The sequence below is a fragment of the Gammaproteobacteria bacterium genome (assembly GCA_016716465.1).
Classification (GTDB): domain Bacteria; phylum Pseudomonadota; class Gammaproteobacteria; order SZUA-140; family SZUA-140; genus JADJWH01.
In genome coordinates this window covers 120569-135785 of sequence record JADJWH010000006.1, presented here as the reverse complement: position 1 = coordinate 135785, position 15217 = coordinate 120569, and the positions used below count along the sequence as shown (strand labels likewise).

The following is a 15217-nucleotide window of genomic DNA, read 5'->3' as shown; positions in this document are numbered from 1 at the left end:
GGCCGTGGGTGTCGTGAGCGGGCAACTGCCGCTGCAGATCCGCTTTCGCGACGACTCGACCTTCGCCGGATTCGAGCCCGGGCGTAATGCGGAGGCGGTGCACTACCTGCAGTCCGGTTTCGCCGCCGGCCAGTCCGTCTACCTGTGGGGCGGGGCGGGCGCCGGCAAGACCCACCTGCTGGAGTCGGTGTGCCGCCTCGCCGCCGCGCGCGGCGAGTCCGCGGTCTATCTCCCCCTGCGCCAGCGCGCCGATCTGGCGCCCGCCCTGCTCGAGGGACTGGAGGCGCTGGCGCTGGTCTGCGTCGACGACATCGACGCGATCGCCGGCGACGCCGACTGGGAGGCCGCGCTGTTCCACCTGTTCAACCGCGTGCGCGCGGGCGGCGGCCGCATCGCCATCGCCGGCGCCGCGTCGCCGCGCGCGCTGGGCCTCGGCCTGCCCGATCTCGCGACGCGGCTGTCCTGGGGCCTGGTGTTCCAGCTCCAGCCGCTGCTCGACGATGAGAAGGCCCGGGTGCTGCGCCAGCGCGCGCGCGCGCGCGGCATGGAGATGCCGGAGGCCGTCGCCCACTACCTGCTGCAGCGCCATGCGCGCGACATGGGCGCGCTGTTCGAATTGCTGGAGCGTCTCGACCGCGCCTCGCTCGCCGCGCAGCGCCGGCTCACCGTGCCCTTCGTGCGCGAGGTCGCGGGCGAGGACTGATCCAGCGCGCGCCGCTTAGTCCAGCAGCGGGCGCAGGTATTTCCACACGTTGTCGAGGATGACCGCCTGCGCCTCCCGGTTGGGGTGAATGGCGTCGGCCTGGAAGTCCGCGGTTCCGTCCTCGAGTCCCGCGAGCAGGAACGGAATCAGGGTGACCTCGTATTCCCCCGCCAGCTCCGCGTACACTTGTTCGAAGCCCCGGGTATAGGCGCGGCCGTAGTTCGGTGGCAGCCGCATGCCGGCGAGCACGACCCGCGCCCCGCGCGCGCGGCAGGCCGTGATGATGTCCGCCAGGTTGCGCCGCATCTGCTCCAGCGGCAGGCCGCGCAGGCCGTCATTGCCGCCGAGCTCGACCAGCACGAGGGCGGGTTTGTGCTGCGCCAGTTCCGCCGGCAGGCGCGCCAGCGCGCCGCCGGTGGTGTCGCCGCTGATGCTGGCGTTGACCACGTCCACCGGATAACCTTCGCGCGCGAGGCGCCGTTCCAGCAGGCTCACCCAGCCGTCGTTTTGATCGAGGCCGTAGGCGGCGCTTAAACTGTCACCCAGGATCAGGAGTGTCGATGCGGCATGCGTCGCGAGCGGCATCAGCAGCAGGAGCATCAACAGGAGTCGTCGCATCATGTCGGATCAGTCGCAGCATCCCGTGGTCGAAGTACGCGGTGTCGGCAAGCGCGTGGCCAGCCCCGAGGGCGAACTCGAGCTGTTGCGCGACATCCAGTTTAGCATCCGGGCCGGCGAGGCGGTCGCCGTGCTCGGCGCCTCGGGCTCCGGCAAGACCACGCTGCTCGGCATCCTCGCCGGGCTCGATACCCCCAGCGACGGCACGGTGCTGATCGAGGGCGTGGACCTGTTCGCGCTGGACGAGGAGGGGCGCGCGGCCGTGCGCCGCGAGGCGATCGGCTTCGTGTTCCAGTCCTTTCACCTGCTGCCGACGCTGACCGCGGCGGAAAACGTCATGCTGCCGCTGGAACTGGCCGGGCGCGCCGACGCCCGCGTCCAGGCGGAACAGCTGCTCGCCCGCGTCGGTCTCGAGCGGCGCCTGCGCCACTATCCGCGCCAGCTCTCCGGGGGCGAGCAGCAGCGCGTCGCCATCGCGCGCGCCTTCGCGACCCGCCCGCGCCTCTTGTTCGCCGATGAGCCGACCGGCAATCTCGATCTCGCCACCGGCCGCCGCGTGATCGATCTGCTGTTCGATATCAATCGCGAGCAGGGCACCACCCTGGTGCTGGTCACGCATGACGACACGGTCGCCGCGCGCTGCACCCGGCGCCTGCTGCTGGACGGCGGCCGCCTGCGGGACGCCGCATGAGCGCGCGGATTCGCGTGCCGGTATTGGGTTTGGCGCTCCGCATGCTGCTGCGCGACTGGCGCGCGGGGGAGCTGCGCGTGCTGGCGGCGGCGCTGGTGGTGGCGGTCGCCGCCGTCACCGCGGTGGGGTTCTTCTCCGACCGCGTCCGCCTCGCGCTGGAGCTGCAGGCCACGGAGCTGCTCGGGGCCGATCTGGTGATCAGCGCCGATCATCCGCTCGACGCGGCCCTGCTGGAGCGGGGCGGACGGACGCTGCGCCGCGCCGAGGCGGTCGAGTTTCCCAGCATGGTCATCGCCGGGGAGCAGGCGCAGCTCGCCTCGGTCCGCGCGGTCAGCCGCGAGTATCCGCTGCGCGGCCGCCTGCGCATCAGCCGTGAACTGTTCGCCCCCGATGCGGAGGCGGACGGCATCCCGCCGGCGGGCAGGGTCTGGCTGGAGGCGCGCCTCGCGAACCAGCTCGGGATCGCGGTCGGGGACACGGTCGAGCTCGGCGATGCGCGCTTTTTGGTCGACGCCATCCTGACCGTCGAGCCCGCGGGCGGCGGCATCGGCATGTTCAATCTCGCGCCGCGTCTGCTGTTTAACGCGACGGATCTCGCGGCCACCGGCCTGGTGCAGCCGGCCAGCCGCGTGCGTTACCGCTACCTGTTCGCGGGCGAGCCGGCGGCGGTGCGCGCGTTCCGCGCGCGGGTCGAACCCGCGCTCGGCCGCGGGGAACGCCTCGAGTCGGTGGGCGACGCGCGTCCCGAGATCCGCGGCGCCCTCGATCGCGCCGGACGCTTCCTCGGCCTCGCGACCCTGGTCAGCGTGCTGTTGTCCGGCGTCGCCGTCGCGCTGTCCGCGCGCCGCTTCATCGCCCGCCACCTGGATTACTGCGCCATCATGCGCTGCCTCGGCGGCAGCCAGCGCCTGATCCTCGGCATGTACGGCCTGCAGCTTTGCCTGCTCGGCGTCGCGGCCGCGTTGCTCGGCTGTGCGCTGGGCTATCTCGCCCAGTATGGACTGGAGTCGCTGCTGGGCGCGCTGCTCGGCATCGGGCTGCCGCCGCCGTCCGCGCGGCCGGCGCTGTTCGGCGCGGGCGTTGCGCTGGTGACCCTGCTGGGTTTCGCGCTGCCGCCGCTGCTGCATCTCCGGAACGTGCCCGCGCTGCGCGTGATCCGCCGCGAGCTCGGCGGCCCCGGCGCCGCGCGCCTGCTGACCTGGCTCGCCGGCGCGGCGGCGATGGCCGCGCTGGTCTGGTGGCAGGCGGAGGATCGCGTCCTCAGCCTGTACATCCTGCTCGGCGCGGTTGCGGCGCTCGGGCTGCTGGCCGCCGTCGCCGCCGCGCTGATCGCGTTGCTGCGCCAGCTGCGCCACCGCGTCGGCTCGACCTGGCGCTTCGGCCTGCTCAGCCTGACGCAGCGCGCCGGCACCGGGGTCGTGCAGGTGATGGCCTTCGGTCTCGGCATCATGGTGCTGCTGCTGCTCGGGGTCGTGCGCGGCGATCTGCTGCGCGAATGGGAGCGCGAGCTGCCGGAGCAGGCGCCCAACCGGTTCCTGATCAACATCCTGCCGGAACAGGTCGACGCCGTGCGCGGCTTCTTCGCGCGCGCCGGCCTGCAGCCGCCGGAGCTGTACCCGATGGTGCGCGGCCGGCTGGCGGAGATCGACGGGCGCGCGGTCTCCACCGACGCATATCAGGATGACCGCGCGCGCCGCCTGGTGGAACGTGAATTCAATCTGTCCTGGGCCGAACGGCCGCAGCCGGACAACCGCATCGTCGCCGGCGCGTGGTGGGGTGCGGACGCGACCGGCGCCGCCGAGCTGTCGGTCGAGGCGGGTCTCGCCGAGACGCTGGGCATCCGGCTCGGTGACACCCTGACATTCCGCATCGCCGGCGTGGATCTGCGCGCCCGGGTCACGAGCCTGCGCGAGGTCGAATGGGACAATTTCCGCGTCAACTTCTTCGTGCTGACGCCGCCCGGCGTGCTGGACGCGTTCCCGGCCACCTGGATCACCAGCCTGTACGTCCCCGCTGACCGCTACGCGGTGCTGAACGAACTGGTCAAGGCCTTCCCGAACGTGACGGTGATCGACGTGTCGGCCATCATGGACCAGGTGCGCCGCATCATGGACCGGGTCGCGCTCGCGGTGCAGTACGTATTCCTGTTCACGCTGATCGCCGGCGTGCTGGTGATGGCGGCGGCGATCCACGCCAGCCTCGACGAGCGCGTGCGCGAGACCGTGCTGCTGCGCACGCTGGGCGCGAGCCGGCGCCAGTTGCTGCGCGGCCTGGCGACCGAATTCTTCAGCCTGGGCCTGGTGGCGGGCGCGCTGGGGGCGCTCGGCGCCGGGCTGATCGCGCAACTGCTGGCGCGCAACGTGTTCCAGCTCTCCTATGGCTGGGATCCGGGCCTGTGGCTGATCGGCGCCCTGGGCGGCGGGATCGGCGTCGGCGTGGCCGGCGTGCTCAGCACGCGTTTCGTCTTGAACATGCCGCCGGTGCAGGCGCTGCGGGGGATATAAAGACAGGACTAAGGACTGAGGACTGAGGACTAAGTGAAAGATCACATCGTAGCCCGGATGGAGCGCAACGGAATCCGGGGATTCGGTCTCCCCGAATGCCGGTGTCATGCCTCTCCATCCGGGCTACATTGAGGCCCGTCCACACCGCAAGTGTTTAAGTGTTTTAACTTAGTCCTCAGTCCTGTGTTTTCGCGGTTTAGACGCCAACGACCGGCCTACGCTACACTAGGCGCCACGTGTACCTGAGGGATACGGGAGGAGAGTCGATGTCGCGTGGGTTCTGGGTCCTGATCGCCTGTCTGGCGGGTGCGCCGGCATACGCCGACGGCGAGGTTGCCCCGCTGCCCGCGTCCCGTCTCAAGGAAGTGGTCGAGCCGCCGGTCCAGCCTGTCCCGGGCGGGCCGGAGCATGTGAGCGCGATCGAGGGGCACATGGTTACCCTGCCCACCGCGTTCAGGACGCGCTTCGATGCCTATCAGGCCGGGCCGGATGACGCCCGGGTCGGCGTGCTGATCGTGCCGGATCGCTGGGGCCTGAGTCCCGAGGTCAAGGCCTGGGCCGATCGCGTCGCCGGGCTCGGCTACCGCGTGCTGGCCGTCGATCTCTATGACGGCCGCCATGCCAGCGACGCGCGGATGGCCGCCGAGGTCTGGCGCTCCATCGATCCGGTGTGGATCGATGCCGACCTCGACGGGGCCGTGGCGTACCTGCGCCGCGCGCAGGATCGCATCGTCCTGATGGGCTGGGGCAAGGGTGTCGGCGCGGGCATTCCGCTGCTGGCCCGCCACCCCGGCGTGTTCGGGGCCATGGTCACCTATTACGACAGCGAGACGGTCACCGCGGGCGATCGCGCCGGCAAGCAGGCCATCCCGGTGCTCGATATCCTGACCCCGCGAACCCTGGCCGGCCCGCCGGCGGACGCGTTGCCGCCGCAGGCGGTGGCGGACGCCTGGACCGCGACCGAGCAGTTCCTCGCGCGCCAGTTCCCGTAATTCCGCCTCAGCCGAAGGTGTCCCCGTTCCAGCCCCACAGGTGGGCGGGGGCGTCCGCGAATTCGATGTAGATCCGCTCCGGCGCGATGCCGAGGCATTCCCCGACCGCCCGGCACAGCGTGCGGGACAGTTCCCCGGTTCGCGCCGGCAGCCCGATGCTCTTCAGTTCCAGGTAGGCGAGCGGGGCATCGGTGCCGGCGAACAGCATGGGGGTCCCGGCCTCCAGCGCCACCATCACATAGCGTTCCCCCTTGCCGAGGGCGGCCGCCGTTTCCTTCGACAGCGCGGCGAGCAGGCCGGGCGTCGCGGCGGGCTCCGGTCGGACGTTGGTCTGTATCCTGAGATAGGGCATTGCGTTTTCTCCTCGGGTCCGCGGGATGAAGGGGCAGTCTAGCGCGTCGGCGGCGCCGGGGAATACCCCGTCGCGCGCCCGGGATTTCGCCGAATCCCTACGCGATTCAAGGCGCTTCCCTATCTTTCAGCGGGCGATCTCATTACAATGGATAATTTTCCGAGGACGCCCGTCCGCTTCGCGGCCGGGTCCGGGATACAGCACACAGACAATACGAACGAGAAGGTCGAGAGCGTGGAACTCACGGGTGCGGAGATCGTGGTGCGTTGCCTGCAGGAAGAGGGCGTCGAATATCTGTTCGGCTACCCCGGCGGGGCGGTGCTGCACCTTTACGACGAGCTGTTCAAGCAGGACAAGGTCAAGCACGTCCTGGTCCGCCACGAGCAGGGCGCGGTGCATGCCGCCGACGGCTATTCGCGTTCGACCCGGAAGACCGGCGTGGCGCTGGTCACCTCGGGTCCGGGTGTCACCAACGCCGTGACCGGCATCGCCACCGCGTATATGGATTCCATCCCGCTCGTGGTCATCTCAGGCCAGGTGCCGACCTACGCCATCGGCGAGGACGCCTTCCAGGAATGCGACACCGTGGGCATCACCCGACCCTGCGTGAAGCACAACTTCCTGGTCAAGGACGTGAAGGATATCGCCGTCACCATCAAGAAGGCCTTCTACCTCGCCGCCAGCGGGCGGCCGGGGCCGGTGGTGGTGGACATCCCCAAGGACATCACCGCGCCGTCGCACAAGGCGGTGTTCGACTACCCGAAGTCGGTGACCATCCGCTCCTACAACCCGGTGGTCAAGGGGCATGTCGGCCAGATCAAGAGGGCGCTGCAGACCCTGCTCAAGGCCAGGCGCCCGATGGTGTATGCCGGCGGCGGCGTGGTGCTCGGCAACGCCTCCGAGCAGCTCACCGCGCTGGTGCGCGCCCTCGGCTTTCCCTGCACCAATACCCTGATGGGCCTGGGCGGCTATCCGGGCACCGACCCGCAGTTCGTCGGCATGCTGGGCATGCACGGCACCTACGAGGCCAACATGGCGATGCAGCACTGCGACGTGCTGCTGGCGGTGGGCGCCCGCTTCGACGACCGCGTGATCGGCAACCCCAAGCACTTCTTCCAGCAGCCGCGCACCATCATCCATATCGACATCGATCCGTCGTCGATCGCCAAGCGCGTGAAGGTGGACATCCCGATCGTCGGTGACGTGCGCGAGGTGCTGGCCGATCTGGGCGAGCAGCTGCGCGCGGGCCGCGAGGCGCCGGACGCGGCGGCCCTCAAGGACTGGTGGAAACAGATCGATGAGTGGCGCGGGCGCAACTGCCTCAAGTACGACCGTTCGAGCCAGAGCATCAAGCCGCAGGCCGTGATCGAGGCGCTGTGGAAGGTGACGGGCGGCGATGCCTTCATCACCTCGGACGTGGGGCAGCACCAGATGTGGGCCGCCCAGTACTACAAGTTCGACAAGCCGCGGCGCTGGATCAACTCCGGCGGCCTCGGCACGATGGGCTTCGGCCTGCCGGCGGCGATGGGCGTGCAGCTCGCCAATCCCGGCGCCGACGTGGCCTGCGTGACGGGCGAGGGCAGCATCCAGATGTGCATCCAGGAGCTGTCGACCTGCCGCCAGTACCGGCTGCCGATCAAGATCGTGAATCTCAACAACCGCTACCTCGGCATGGTGCGGCAGTGGCAGCAGATCGACTATTCGAGCCGCTATTCGGAGTCGTACATGGATGCGCTGCCGGATTTCATGCAGCTGGCCGAGGCCTACGGCCACGTCGGCATGCGCATCGACAAGCCGGGCGACGTCGAGGGCGCGCTGCGCGAGGCCTTCAAGCTCAAGGACCGGCTGGTGTTCCTCGACGTCATCACCGACCAGACCGAGAACGTATGGCCGATGGTGAAGGCCGGCAAGGGGCTGACCGAGATGCTGCTCGGTTCGGAGGACCTGTGAGGCGCATCATTTCCATCCTGCTCGAAAACGAGTCGGGCGCACTGTCGCGCGTGGCGGGCCTGTTCTCGGCGCGCGGCTACAATATCGAATCGCTGACGGTGGCGCCGACCGAGGATCCCTCGATGTCGCGCATGACCATCGTCACCAGCGGCTCGGCCGAGGTCATCGAGCAGATCACCAAGCAGCTGAACAAGCTGATCGACGTCATCAAGCTGCTCGACCTGACCGAGGGCGCGTACATCGAGCGCGAACTGCTGCTGCTGAAGGTGCGCGCGGCGGGCCACGACCGCGACGAGGTGCTGCGCCTGACCGAGAGTTACGGCGGCCGCGTCATCGACGTCACCGACAAGACCTACACCATCGAGCTGACCAGCACCAGCCAAAAGCTGGACGCCTTCATCACCGCGATGGATGGCGTGCCGATCGTCGAGACCGTCCGGTCGGGCGTAACCGGTATCGCATGCGGGGAGAAGAGCCTCGGACTGTAGTCGCCCGCACGACACGCAGGCCCCCGGCCCGGTGCCGGGCCGGCCAGTGGAACTGAACGCAAGCCAACGAAAAGCAGGGAAACCACCCATGAAAATCTACTACGACAAAGACGCCGACCTTTCCATCATCCGCAAGCTCAAGGTCGCCATCATCGGCTACGGATCGCAGGGCCACGCCCACGCCAACAACCTGAAGGATTCCGGCGTGTCCGTCGTCGTCGGCCTGCGGACCGATTCGGCCTCGGCCGTGAAGGCGAAGAAGGCCGGCCTCGACGTGAAGCCGGTGAAGGATGCCGTTGCCTGGGCCGACGTGATCATGATCCTGGTGCCGGACGAGCACCAGGCGCGCCTGTACCGCGACGAGATCGTGCCGAACATCAAGCAGGGCGCGGCGCTCGCCTTCGCGCACGGCTTCAACATCCACTTCGGCCAGATCGAGCCGCGCGCCGACCTCGACGTGATCATGATCGCGCCCAAGGGTCCCGGCCACCTGGTGCGTTCCACCTATACCCAGGGCGGCGGCGTGCCGAGCCTGATCGCGGTGTACCAGAACGCGAGCGGCCGCGCCAAGGACATCGCGCTGTCCTACGCCAGCGCCAACGGCGGCGGCCGCGCCGGCGTCATCGAGACGAATTTCCGCGAGGAGACCGAGACCGACCTGTTCGGCGAGCAGGCCGTGCTGTGCGGCGGCGCCACCGCGCTGGTGCAGGCCGGCTTCGAGACCCTGGTCGAGGCGGGCTACGCCCCCGAGATGGCCTACTTCGAGTGCCTGCACGAGCTGAAGCTGATCGTCGACCTGATGTACGAGGGCGGCATCGCCAACATGCGCTACTCGATCTCCAACACCGCCGAGTACGGCGACCTGACGCGCGGCCCGCGCATCATCACCGACGAGACGCGCGCCGAGATGCGGCGCATCCTGAAGGAGATCCAGACCGGCGAGTTCGCGCGCGAGTTCATCCTGGAAAACCAGGGCGGCGCCGCGACGCTGAAGGCCAAGCGCCGCATCGGCCGCGAGCACCCGATCGAGGAAGTGGGCGCGCGCCTGCGCGACATGATGCCCTGGATCAAGGCCAACAAGATCGTCGACCGGGAACGGAACTGAGCCCTCTCCTTCGGCGCGTCGAGCCCGCGGGGTTGCCCTTGCTTGAAGGGCAACCCCGTTTCCTTATAATAGCCCTCACTTCCCCCGGTTAGCGGCATGCACGACGAGACCACGGAAACCCGGCGCCATCGCGGCATCTACCTGCTGCCGAACCTGTTTACCACGGCGGCGCTGTTCGCCGGTTTTTACGCCATCGTCGCCGCCTCGCGCGGAAACTTCGATACCGCCGCCATCGCGATCTTCATCGCGATGATCCTCGACGGCATGGACGGCCGCATCGCCCGCCTGACCAACACCCAGAGCGACTTCGGCGCCCAGTACGACAGCCTCTCGGACATGATCGCCTTCGGCCTCGCGCCCGCGCTGGTGATGTACGAATGGTCGCTCGCCAGCCTGGGCAAGCTCGGCTGGACGGCCGCCTTCATCTACGCCGCCGCCGCCGCGCTGCGCCTGGCCCGTTTCAACATCCAGGTCGGCGTCGTCGACAAGCGCTATTTCATCGGGCTGCCGTCGCCGTCCGCCGCGGCCCTGATCGCCGGCCTGGTCTGGGTGGGCGCGGACTACGGAATGCCCGGCGAGGACATCCCGCTGCTGACCTTTCCGCTCACCGTGCTGACCGGCCTGCTGATGGTCAGCAACGTCCGCTTCAAGAGCTTCAAGGACCTCGATCTGCGCGGCAAGATCCCCTTCGTCGCGATGCTGGTTATGGTGCTGGTCTTCGTCTTCATCTCCATCGATCCGCCGGTGGTACTGTTCAGTATCGCGCTGGTCTACGCGCTGTCCGGTCCGGTGGCCTGGCTGGTATTGCGTTACCGGCGCCCGCCGCCACTGCCCGCGCCGTCCCAGCCCCCGCGGGAGCCGGGCGAGGAACCCGCCAAGGACGACCATCACTCCTCGCGGTAAAGCCCGCGCGCCTTCCGGCCGATGGCATACCTGTAGCCCGGATAATGTAGCCCGGATGGAACGCAGTGGAATCCGGGGATCTACCCCCGGCTTGGCATCCTCAAAGACTTCGACTATAGTTGAGCCCATGGGTAATGTAATGACATCCGGTTCGATCTCCCCCCGCGCGGCCTCCGCCGTGCGCGCCGGTGTCCCGTTTGCCCGTGCTTCCCTGCTGTCCCTGCGACTGCTGCTGCCGTAAGGCAGCCACCGACCCGTTTCCCCCAATTCGTTGTTTCCACGCCCCGACCCCGGTGCGGCGCCGATTTGTCCGCGCCGGTGGGTGGGGTAAACTGAGCGCAAACTTCAGGAGCACACCCCAATGAGCGGCAAAGACAGACTCATCATCTTCGACACCACGATGCGCGACGGCGAGCAGAGCCCCGGCGCGGCCATGACCCGGGAAGAGAAGGTTCGCATCGGCAAGGCGCTGGAGCGCATGCGCGTCGACGTCATCGAGGCCGGCTTTCCGATCGCGAGCCCGGGCGACTTCGAGGCCGTGCAGGCGGTCGCCGAGGCGGTCAGGGACAGCACCGTGTGCGGGCTCGCGCGCGCGCTGGACAAGGATATCGATCGCGCCGGCGAGGCGCTGAAGAAGGCGAATTCCGGCCGCATCCACACCTTCATCGCCACCTCGCCGATCCACATGCAGCACAAGCTGCGCATGACCCCGGAGCAGGTGCTGGAGCAGGCCGTGCGCGCGGTCAAGCGCGCGCGCCAGTACACCGACGACGTCGAGTTCTCCGCCGAGGACGCGGTGCGCTCCGATTTCGATTTTCTCTGCCGCGTGTTCGAGGCGGCGATCGCGGCCGGCGCGCGCACCATCAACGTGCCCGATACGGTCGGCTACAGCCTCCCCGTCCTGTGGGGAGAGCGCATCCGCAAGCTGATCGAGAGCGTGCCGAACGCCGACAAGGTGGTGTGGTCCACGCACTGCCACAACGACCTCGGCATGGCGGTGGCGAACTCGCTCTCCGCCGTGCTCGCCGGCGTGCGCCAGGTCGAGTGCACCATCAACGGGCTGGGCGAGCGCGCGGGCAACGCCAGCCTGGAGGAGATCGTCATGGCGGTGAAGGTGCGCCGCGACATCTTTCCCTGCGACTCGCGTATCGACACCACGCAGATCGTGCCGACCTCCAAGCTGGTGAGCCAGATCACCGGCTACCCGGTGCAGCCCAACAAGGCCGTGGTCGGCGCCAATGCCTTCGCGCACGAGTCGGGCATCCACCAGGACGGCGTGCTGAAGAGCCGCGAGACCTACGAGATCATGCGCGCGCAGGACGTGGGCTGGAGCACCAACAAGCTCACGCTCGGCAAGCTCTCCGGCCGCAACGCCTTCCGCGCGCGCCTGCAGGAGCTCGGCATCCAGCTCGACGGCGAGGAGGCGCTCAACGCCGCCTTCGCGCGCTTCAAGGACCTCGCCGACAAGAAGTCCGAGATCTTCGATGAGGATATCCAGGCGCTGGTCAGCGAGACCCATCAGGGGGAGAACGAGCACATCAGGCTCGCCTATCTGCGCGTGACCTCGGAGACCGGCACCCAGCCGGAGGCGCAGGTCACGCTCACCGTGGGTGGCGAGGAGTGCCGCGCCCAGGCCGCCGGCGGCGGCCCGGTGGATGCCGCGTTCAAGGCCATCGAGTCGGTGATGAACAGCGGTGCGCAGCTCCAGCTCTATTCGGTCAACAACATCACCAGCGGTACCGACTCGCAGGGCGAGGTGACGGTGCGGCTGGAGAAGGGCGGGCGCATCGTCAACGGCCAGGGCGCGGATACCGACATCGTCATCGCCTCGGCCAAGGCCTACATCAACGGCCTGAACAAGATCTTCGATGCATCGCAGCGCCAGCACCCGCAGCGGGCATCGCTGTGACGCGGTGAGCCGATGAGCGAGACGCGCCGACTGCGGTACCTGGAGGCCATGGGCATCCAGGCCTGGGCGGAACGCGGGGCGGACCCCGCGCCCGCCGCGCGACCGGAACCCGCGGCGGCGCCAGCGCCCGTCGTTATGCAGGCTGCGCCTGCAACAGATGTGGCGGGCGGCGACGTCGCGCGCCTCGACTGGGACGCGCTGCAGGCGCGTGTTAAGGGCTGCACGCTGTGCGGGCTGGAAAAGACGCGCACGCAGACGGTGTTCGGCGTCGGTAACCGCCAGGCGACGTGGATGGTGGTCGGCGAGGCCCCCGGCGCGGACGAAGACCGCCAGGGCGAGCCCTTCGTCGGCCGCGCCGGCCAGCTGCTGAACGAGATGCTGTGGGCGCTCGGGCTCGCGCGCGAAGCGGTCTACATCGCCAACGTGCTGAAGTGCCGCCCGCCGAATAACCGCGACCCGAGTCCGGACGAGGTGGCCTGCTGCGAGCCGTACCTGAAGCGGCAGGTCGCGCTGATCCGGCCGCGGATCATCCTCGCCGTCGGCCGCATCGCCGCGCAGAACCTGCTCAAGACCGACACCCGCATCGGCGCGCTGCGCGGCCGCGTGCATCGCTACGCCGATACCGGTGTCCCGCTGATCGTCACCTACCATCCCGCCTACCTGTTGCGCTCGCCGCTGGAGAAACGCAAGACCTGGGACGACCTGCAACTCGCCGCCCGCACCCTCGGCGCGGCCGCGGGCTGAGGCGGGCGACATGGCCTCGGCGCGCATCGACGAACCCCCGTTACCCGCGCCGTCTCTCCGCTTCCGCCCGATGCGCGCGATCGACGTCCCGGTCGTCATGGACATCGAGCGCCGCGCCTACGACTTCCCCTGGACCGACGGCATCTTCCGCGACTGCCTCGCCGTCGGCTACCGCTGCCATGTCGTTCTGCAGGACGGCATGATCGCCGGCTACGGCGTCATGACCGCCGCCGTCGGCGAGGCACACATACTCAACCTCTGCGTCGACCCCCACCAGCGCCGCCGCGGCCTCGGCCGCGCGCTGCTCAATCACCTGATCGAAGACGCCCGCGCCGCCGGCGCAACGACCCTGCTGCTCGAAGTGCGCCCGTCGAACGCGGCGGGCATCGCGCTGTACGAGCAGTTGGGATTCAAGCGTATAGGGATGCGGAAGGATTATTACCCGGCCAAGGGCGGGCGGGAGGATGCGATTATGTTGGAGTGCAATATTATAAAATGCTAAGAATGTTGATGGTATTTAAGATACCCTCGAAAAAAGGGTGGTGACCTATTTGTTGTGCTCAATTGACTAGTTATCCTCAGACTGGTGTTAAAGTAAATAAATTATGGCTAGTCTAGCGAAAACGTATCCTGGTGGTTCAAAGTCGCGCGTAAATCGTGCCGGTGAGAATATACGTATAGGAACTCCAACCGCGGAGGATCTTTCCGTAATTGAGGAGTGGCGCGCTGCGCATCGTGCTGTCCTTAATACTTTTCAAGCGGTCTTGAGAAATCGGACTCGGCAAACTGGCATAACAGTTGCGCAGCGCCACAAGAGAAAGCGAACAATTTTTGATAAATTGCGGCGCCTGCCTCAAATGCAATTGTCGCGCATGGATGATGTGGCTGGTTGTAGGTTGATTTTTAAAAATATACAGCAGCTATATGCATTTCGGAGTGAGTTCCATAGGGCTCGCTTTAATCATAGACGACGCAATGAACTAGATAAGTATGATTATATAAAGAAGCCCAAAGTGACGGGATATCGTGGAATCCATGATGTGTATGAATATGATGTTCGATCTGAAATGGGTAAGGCGTTGGCTGGCCTATATGTTGAAATTCAATATCGCACACTGGTGCAGCATGCGTGGGCAACTGCGGTTGAATTAATAGGGTTTGTCACTGAGAGTCAGCCAAAATTCCAAGAAGGAGATAAGCGCTATGAGAATGCAATGGCGTTAGCAAGCGAGATTCTTGCGCGAGCATCTGAGGGATCAAAGGGCCCATTTCCTAATGTTAAAGATCGTCAATTGGTGCGGAACTTTCAAAATTTGGATCGTGAAATTGGACTTTTACGTACTTTGCGTGGATTAAATGCCGCAGATAAGGCTGTTACTGAAAATAGGAACGCTATCCTCATATTTTCCAGTACAGGAGATTTAGAAGTTCAAACTTATCGTGATGCCACAGTCGCTTTGCAAGCGTTATTTGAGTTGGAGGAACAATATCCTGATAGAGATGTCGTTCTGGTGCGGGCGGATAAAAGCGATGAAGTAAGGTTGGCATTTAAGAACTATTTTTCTGATGCGCGTGATTTCATTCGTTTAGTTGAGAGCGGTTGTGACAAGCTCTTGGTTGGTAAGCAGGCTAAGCGAGGCGTGAGGTTAGTCAAAAGAAAAAATATTAGGGCCAAGCGAAAAAAGAAATAACGCCGAAATAAGGGGTTAGTGCCCTTTAATACTGGCCCTTTTGTTCCTCTGTCCTGCGTACGCGAGCGATCACACCCAGCGCGTGCTTGATCAGTACCGAATAATAGGGGGGCAGACCACGGTTTTCGCGAGAGTTTCCCCGCACACTATGCGTGAAGTATGCAGATCCCTCTGCTATTAATTTCTAGGGCTTGCGCGTTTGCGCGAATTCGGCGACATCTCCGTTAACGCTTCCGCCATGCGCGTCTGCCAATCTGGGCCACTGGCCTTCCGGCGTGCCAAGGTCTGGAGTGGAGTCCGCAGGCTGATCGAGACCTTCGCATCCGGTGATTCCGGTCAGCCCCGAGGTTTCAGTAGGCGTTTCGCTGTTTTCTTGCCGACCATTTTTGGTAACACCTCACGAGCCGGGTGCGCGCGCTTGAAGTCCGCCGCGGTCCATCCCGGGTTTTCTTCATCGATCAATTCAGGGTCAGGTTTTCGCTTCTTCATAGCGCCGTAACTCTCTGTCGTTCGCCTTGCTCAGGCTGGCGGCCAACCCCGCCTGATAGCCGGATGGAATTAATGTAT

The 15217-nt window shown here is 66.4% G+C and carries 14 protein-coding genes and 1 pseudogene; 12 read left to right on the top strand and 3 right to left on the bottom strand.

Features of this window, described 5'->3' with window-relative positions; genetic code table 11:
* Nucleotides 1-37: 37 nt before the first annotated feature.
* Nucleotides 38-703 (top strand): DnaA regulatory inactivator Hda, encoded by a 666-nt coding sequence (gene hda / locus IPM20_12990; protein MBK9132529.1) that lies wholly within the window; start codon nucleotides 38-40, stop codon nucleotides 701-703.
* 15 nt (nucleotides 704-718) lie between these two features.
* Here hda and IPM20_12985 read toward each other — a convergent pair whose 3' ends face one another.
* The gene (locus IPM20_12985) at nucleotides 719-1321 is read right to left on the bottom strand and encodes an arylesterase (GenBank protein ID MBK9132528.1); all 603 of its coding nucleotides are present in this window, start codon (nucleotides 1319-1321) and stop codon (nucleotides 719-721) included.
* A gap of 1 nt (nucleotide 1322) precedes the next feature.
* Between IPM20_12985 and IPM20_12980 the strand changes: the two genes are divergently transcribed.
* From IPM20_12980 to IPM20_12970, 3 genes are all read left to right on the top strand, one after another.
* Nucleotides 1323-2012 (top strand): ABC transporter ATP-binding protein, encoded by a 690-nt coding sequence (locus IPM20_12980; GenBank protein ID MBK9132527.1) that lies wholly within the window; start codon nucleotides 1323-1325, stop codon nucleotides 2010-2012.
* The gene (locus tag IPM20_12975) at nucleotides 2009-4516 is read left to right on the top strand and encodes an FtsX-like permease family protein (protein ID MBK9132526.1); all 2508 of its coding nucleotides are present in this window, start codon (nucleotides 2009-2011) and stop codon (nucleotides 4514-4516) included. Before IPM20_12980 ends, IPM20_12975 begins: the two co-directional genes overlap by 4 nt.
* A 266-nt stretch (nucleotides 4517-4782) precedes the next feature.
* Nucleotides 4783-5508 carry a dienelactone hydrolase family protein gene (locus IPM20_12970; protein MBK9132525.1) on the top strand — a complete coding sequence of 242 codons (726 nt, stop codon included), beginning with the start codon at nucleotides 4783-4785 and terminating at the stop codon, nucleotides 5506-5508.
* A gap of 7 nt (nucleotides 5509-5515) precedes the next feature.
* On the opposite strand, the gene IPM20_12965 is transcribed toward IPM20_12970, so the two are convergent.
* Nucleotides 5516-5860 carry a hypothetical protein gene (locus IPM20_12965; protein ID MBK9132524.1) on the bottom strand — a complete coding sequence of 115 codons (345 nt, stop codon included), beginning with the start codon at nucleotides 5858-5860 and terminating at the stop codon, nucleotides 5516-5518.
* A gap of 147 nt (nucleotides 5861-6007) precedes the next feature.
* On the opposite strand from IPM20_12965, the gene IPM20_12960 reads away from it, so the two are divergent.
* The 8 genes from IPM20_12960 to IPM20_12925 all read left to right on the top strand — a co-directional run bounded on the left by IPM20_12960 (nucleotide 6008) and on the right by IPM20_12925 (nucleotide 14650).
* Nucleotides 6008-7810: an acetolactate synthase 3 catalytic subunit gene (locus IPM20_12960; protein MBK9132523.1), complete on the top strand. Its 1803-nt coding sequence runs from the start codon at nucleotides 6008-6010 to the stop codon at nucleotides 7808-7810.
* Nucleotides 7807-8298, top strand: a complete 492-nt coding sequence (gene ilvN / locus IPM20_12955) for an acetolactate synthase small subunit (protein MBK9132522.1) — start codon at nucleotides 7807-7809, stop codon at nucleotides 8296-8298. The genes IPM20_12960 and ilvN overlap by 4 nt, the downstream gene beginning before the upstream one ends.
* A gap of 88 nt (nucleotides 8299-8386) precedes the next feature.
* Nucleotides 8387-9403, top strand: a complete 1017-nt coding sequence (gene ilvC, locus IPM20_12950; GenBank protein ID MBK9132521.1) for a ketol-acid reductoisomerase — start codon at nucleotides 8387-8389, stop codon at nucleotides 9401-9403.
* 96 nt (nucleotides 9404-9499) lie between these two features.
* Nucleotides 9500-10306, top strand: coding sequence for a CDP-diacylglycerol--serine O-phosphatidyltransferase (gene pssA / locus IPM20_12945; protein ID MBK9132520.1), 807 nt, complete (start codon nucleotides 9500-9502; stop codon nucleotides 10304-10306).
* A 361-nt stretch (nucleotides 10307-10667) separates the two neighbouring features.
* Nucleotides 10668-12215, top strand: a complete 1548-nt coding sequence (locus tag IPM20_12940) for a 2-isopropylmalate synthase (GenBank protein MBK9132519.1) — start codon at nucleotides 10668-10670, stop codon at nucleotides 12213-12215.
* A gap of 12 nt (nucleotides 12216-12227) precedes the next feature.
* On the top strand, nucleotides 12228-12959 hold the full coding sequence (locus tag IPM20_12935; protein MBK9132518.1) for a uracil-DNA glycosylase: 732 nt from the start codon (nucleotides 12228-12230) through the stop codon (nucleotides 12957-12959).
* A 10-nt stretch (nucleotides 12960-12969) separates the two neighbouring features.
* Nucleotides 12970-13461, top strand: a complete 492-nt coding sequence (rimI, locus tag IPM20_12930) for a ribosomal protein S18-alanine N-acetyltransferase (GenBank protein ID MBK9132517.1) — start codon at nucleotides 12970-12972, stop codon at nucleotides 13459-13461.
* 103 nt (nucleotides 13462-13564) lie between these two features.
* Nucleotides 13565-14650 (top strand): RelA/SpoT domain-containing protein, encoded by a 1086-nt coding sequence (locus tag IPM20_12925; protein ID MBK9132516.1) that lies wholly within the window; start codon nucleotides 13565-13567, stop codon nucleotides 14648-14650.
* A 177-nt stretch (nucleotides 14651-14827) separates the two neighbouring features.
* On the opposite strand, the pseudogene IPM20_12920 reads toward IPM20_12925, so the two are convergent.
* Nucleotides 14828-15139: pseudogene (locus IPM20_12920) on the bottom strand (BrnA antitoxin family protein).
* Nucleotides 15140-15217: the final 78 nt, after the last annotated feature.

Bases quoted from the DNA above. Each gene is read 5' to 3' on its own strand.
- rimI (MBK9132517.1), top strand. From the start codon at position 12,970: ATGGCCTCGGCGCGCATCGACGAACCCCCGTTACCCGCGCCGTCTCTC.
- IPM20_12980 (MBK9132527.1), top strand. From the start codon at position 1,323: ATGTCGGATCAGTCGCAGCATCCCGTGGTCGAAGTACGCGGTGTCGGC.
- IPM20_12940 (MBK9132519.1), top strand. From the start codon at position 10,668: ATGAGCGGCAAAGACAGACTCATCATCTTCGACACCACGATGCGCGAC.
- IPM20_12960 (MBK9132523.1), top strand. From the start codon at position 6,008: ATGGATAATTTTCCGAGGACGCCCGTCCGCTTCGCGGCCGGGTCCGGG.
- pssA (MBK9132520.1), top strand. From the start codon at position 9,500: ATGCACGACGAGACCACGGAAACCCGGCGCCATCGCGGCATCTACCTG.
- IPM20_12970 (MBK9132525.1), top strand. From the start codon at position 4,783: ATGTCGCGTGGGTTCTGGGTCCTGATCGCCTGTCTGGCGGGTGCGCCG.
- IPM20_12965 (MBK9132524.1), bottom strand. From the start codon at position 5,860: ATGCCCTATCTCAGGATACAGACCAACGTCCGACCGGAGCCCGCCGCG.
- IPM20_12935 (MBK9132518.1), top strand. From the start codon at position 12,228: ATGAGCGAGACGCGCCGACTGCGGTACCTGGAGGCCATGGGCATCCAG.
- IPM20_12985 (MBK9132528.1), bottom strand. From the start codon at position 1,321: ATGCGACGACTCCTGTTGATGCTCCTGCTGCTGATGCCGCTCGCGACG.
- ilvC (MBK9132521.1), top strand. From the start codon at position 8,387: ATGAAAATCTACTACGACAAAGACGCCGACCTTTCCATCATCCGCAAG.
- IPM20_12975 (MBK9132526.1), top strand. From the start codon at position 2,009: ATGAGCGCGCGGATTCGCGTGCCGGTATTGGGTTTGGCGCTCCGCATG.
- IPM20_12925 (MBK9132516.1), top strand. From the start codon at position 13,565: ATGGCTAGTCTAGCGAAAACGTATCCTGGTGGTTCAAAGTCGCGCGTA.